Origin of the sequence: Streptosporangium sp. NPDC005286, from assembly GCF_040607515.1 — a bacterium.
In the GTDB taxonomy this organism is placed as follows: domain Bacteria; phylum Actinomycetota; class Actinomycetes; order Streptosporangiales; family Streptosporangiaceae; genus Streptosporangium.
Genome location: NZ_JBEXGU010000416.1, coordinates 1 through 1,167 on the forward strand (window position 1 = coordinate 1; position 1,167 = coordinate 1,167).

General features: G+C 68.6%; 1 protein-coding gene. It reads left to right on the forward strand.

Going from position 1 to position 1,167, the window contains the following annotated elements; genetic code table 11:
- Positions 1-1,167: KR domain-containing protein (locus ABZU75_RS46500; RefSeq protein ID WP_355570034.1), on the forward strand; the 1,167-nt coding region annotated here is incomplete at both ends.

Consider the following 1,167-nt stretch of genomic DNA (forward strand, 5'->3'; position numbering starts at 1 on the left):
GGGGTGGATGCCGAGCATCCGTTGACGGCGGTGATTCATACCGCGGGTGTGCTGGATGACGGGACGATTCCGTCGTTGACGGCGGAGCGGTTGGATGGGGTGTTGCGGCCGAAGGTGGATGCGGCCTGGTATCTGCATGAGCTGACCCGGGGTCTGGATCTGGCGGCGTTCGTGCTGTTCTCGTCGGTGGCGGGGACGTTCGGTGGGGCAGGGCAGGGTAACTACGCGGCGGCGAACGCGTTTTTGGACGCGTTGGCGGAGTATCGGCGGGCGCGGGGGCTGGCGGGGTTGTCGCTGGCGTGGGGGCCGTGGATGCAGGGCGCGGGGATGACCGGGGCGCTGGGCGAGGTCGATCTGCGGCGGATGGCGCGGGCGGGGGTGGTGCCGTTGTCGCCTGAGCAGGGGTTGGGGTTGTTCGAGGCGGCGGGTGTGGTGGGTGCCGCGGTGGTTGTGGCGGCGCGGTTTGAGGTGGCGGCGGTGCGGGCGGGTGGTGAGGTGCCGTATCTGTTGCGGGGGTTGGTGCGTGCGGTTCGCCGGTCGGCGGTGTCGGGGGTGGGTGATGGGTTGTTGGTGGGGCGGTTGGCCGGTCTGGGTGAGGCCGATCGGGTGCGGCTTGTGGTGGAGTTGGTGCGAGCGCAGGTCGCGGTGGTGTTGGGGCATGCTTCGCCGCAGCTGGTGGAGGTGCGGCGGGAGTTTCGGGAGTTGGGGTTCGACTCGCTGACCGCGGTGGAGTTGCGTAACCGGTTGAACGGCGCGACGGGGTTGAGGTTGCCGGCGACGTTGGTGTTCGACTATCCGACTCCGGTGGTGCTGGCGGAGTTTCTGCTGGGTGAGTTGCTCGGCGAGAAGGCCGACATGATCATCCCCACGTCCGTTGTGCCTGCGGCGGACGACCCGATCGTGATCGTGGGCATGGCGTGCCGCTATCCGGGTGGGGTCGCCTCTGCGGAGGACCTGTGGCGGCTGGTGGCCGAGGGCGGGGATGGGATCTCGGAATTCCCGACCAGGCGGGGCTGGGATCTGGGGGCGCTGTACAACCCGGACACCGAACATCGGGGTACCAGTTATGTGTGTGAGGGTGGTTTCCTGCATGAGGCGGGGGAGTTCGATCCGGGGTTCTTCGGGATCTCGCCGCGTGAGGCGTTGGCGATGGATCCGCAGCAGCGG